2 protein-coding genes are annotated in these 2,314 nt (G+C 65.0%); both read left to right on the forward strand.

Annotation, left to right across the window (positions count from 1 at the left end; genetic code table 11):
• Positions 1-163 precede the first annotated feature (163 nt).
• The gene (locus tag EN925_RS32420; RefSeq protein WP_127369087.1) at positions 164-976 is read left to right on the forward strand and encodes an enoyl-CoA hydratase family protein; all 813 of its coding nucleotides are present in this window, start codon (positions 164-166) and stop codon (positions 974-976) included.
• Positions 977-1,051: 75 nt separating this feature from the next.
• Positions 1,052-2,200, forward strand: coding sequence for an acyl-CoA dehydrogenase family protein (locus EN925_RS32425; protein WP_127369088.1), 1,149 nt, complete (start codon positions 1,052-1,054; stop codon positions 2,198-2,200).
• The last annotated feature ends 114 nt before the right edge of the window (positions 2,201-2,314 follow it).

The following is a 2,314-nucleotide window of genomic DNA, read 5'->3' on the forward strand; positions in this document are numbered from 1 at the left end:
CCTCGATGGTGCGGCTGACCGAGGAAGGGACGCAGGCCTTTGCCGCCATTGCCGCGGCGCATGAAGGCTGGATCGGCGAATTGCTGGGCAAGGTCAGCGAGGACGACGCGCGCCGGCTGACCGGCATGCTGACCTCGTTCCGCAGCAACTGGGAGGGACGCGAATGACCGCAATGGCCGGGCGCAAGCCGAAGCATTTCCTCTGGGAGGTCGGGGGCAGGATCGCCAAGGTCCGGCTCGACCGACCGGAGCGCAAGAACCCGCTGACCTTCGACAGCTATGCCGAGCTTCGCGACACGTTCCGCGACCTCGTCTATGCCGACGATGTCGACGCCGTGGTGTTCCTTTCCAATGGCGGCAATTTCTGCTCCGGCGGCGATGTCCACGATATTATCGGCCCGCTGGTCAAGATGGACATGAAGGAGCTCCTGGCCTTCACCCGCATGACTGGCGATTTCGTCAAGGCGATGCTGAATTGCGGCAAGCCGATCATTGCGGCGGTCGACGGCGTCGCGGTCGGCGCCGGCGCCATCATTGCGATGAGCTCCGACATCCGCATCGCCACGCCGGAAGCCAAGACCGCGTTCCTGTTCACCCGCGTCGGCCTCGCCGGCTGCGACATGGGCGCCTGCGCGATCCTGCCGCGCATCATCGGCCAGGGCCGCGCCGCCGAGCTGCTCTACACCGGCCGCACCATGACGGCTGATGAAGGCGAACGCTGGGGTTTCTACAACCGGCTGGTCGATGCCGCATCGCTGGAGGCCGACGCGCTCGACATGGCGGCGCGCATCGTCTCCGGCCCGACCTTCGCGCACGGCATCACCAAGACCCAGCTCAACCAGGAATGGTCGATGGGTCTCGACCAGGCGATCGAGGCGGAAGCGCAGGCGCAAGCGATCTGCATGCAGACCCGCGACTTCGAGCGCGCCTACAAGGCGTTCGTGGCCAAGGAAAAGCCGGTGTTCGAGGGGGATTGAGGATGATGCTTTGCGTGGAGACGTTGGCGGGAGGGGGGCGCCGTAGTGCGCAAGGCCTCAATAGCGGGGCCACCAATGCCTGATCGTTCCTTCCTCTCCTGGCCGTTCTTCGAAGACCGCCATCGCAAACTAGCCGAGCACCTCGAGGCATGGTGCACGACCAACCTCCCAGTCGATCATCATGATGTCGACGCGGCCTGCCGCGAGCTGGTGACCAAGCTTGGCCAAGACGGCTGGCTGAAGCCTACGGCGCTCGACACCGACAATCCGGGCCCCCTCGACGTCCGCACTTTGTGCATCACGCGCGAGACGCTTGCCCGCTATGACGGGTTGGCCGATTTCGCTTTCGCCATGCAAGGGCTCGGCACCGGCGCGCTCAGCCTGTTCGGTACGCCGGAGCAGCAGCAATGGCTTTCGAAGACACGCGCCGGCAAGGCGATATCAGCCTTCGCCCTGTCGGAACCGCGCTCGGGATCGGACGTCGCCAACACCGAGATGACGGCGACCCGCGACGGCGACGACTACATTCTGTCCGGTGAAAAAACCTGGATTTCCAATGGCGGCATCGCCGATCTCTATATCGTCTTTGCCCGCACCGGCGAGGCGCCGGGCGCCAAGGGGCTTTCCGCCTTCCTCGTGCCTGGCGACGCGAAGGGCCTTGGTATCGCCGAACGGCTCGAAGTTATCGCGCCGCATCCGCTGGCGCGGCTGTCTTTCGACCAGGTCCGCCTGCCGGCCGCCGCACTGATCGGCAAGCCCGGCGACGGCTTCCGCATCGCCATGTCGGTGCTCGACGTGTTCCGCTCGACTGTCGGTGCGGCGGCACTCGGCTTTGCCCGCCGCGCACTGGATGAAAGCATCAAACGCGTGGCCGAGCGCAAACTGTTCGGCGCGCCGATGGCCGAATTGCAAATGGTGCAGGGGCACATCGCCGACATGGCGCTCGATGTCGATGCGGCGGCGCTGCTGGTCTACCGTGCCGCCTGGACCAAGGACATGGGCGCGCCCCGCGTCACCCGCGAAGCCGCAATGGCCAAGCTGTTTGCCACCGACAAGGCGCAAGAGGTGATCGACAAGGCCGTGCAACTGCACGGCGGCGACGGCGTCCGCAAAGGCCACATCGTCGAAAGCCTGTATCGCGAGATCCGCGCGCTGCGCATCTATGAGGGTGCCTCCGACGTGCAGAAAGTGGTGATTGCGCGGCAAGTGATGGGCGCGGCCTGACGGCGGCAAATTGACGAGCGTTCGATTTTGAAAATTGGGTTTTGGAATACCGGGAGGTTTTGAATGCACACGATTCTGCAGCCGGAAGGCTGGGCAAAACCTGTCGGCTACGCC

It is taken from the genome of Mesorhizobium sp. M7A.F.Ca.US.006.04.2.1 (assembly GCF_004022915.1).
GTDB classification, from domain to species: Bacteria; Pseudomonadota; Alphaproteobacteria; order Rhizobiales; family Rhizobiaceae; genus Mesorhizobium; species Mesorhizobium ciceri.

Coding starts and splice junctions, on each gene's coding strand:
- EN925_RS32420 (WP_127369087.1), top strand. CDS start 164: ATGACCGCAATGGCCGGGCGCAAGCCGAAGCATTTCCTCTGGGAGGTC.
- EN925_RS32425 (WP_127369088.1), top strand. CDS start 1,052: ATGCCTGATCGTTCCTTCCTCTCCTGGCCGTTCTTCGAAGACCGCCAT.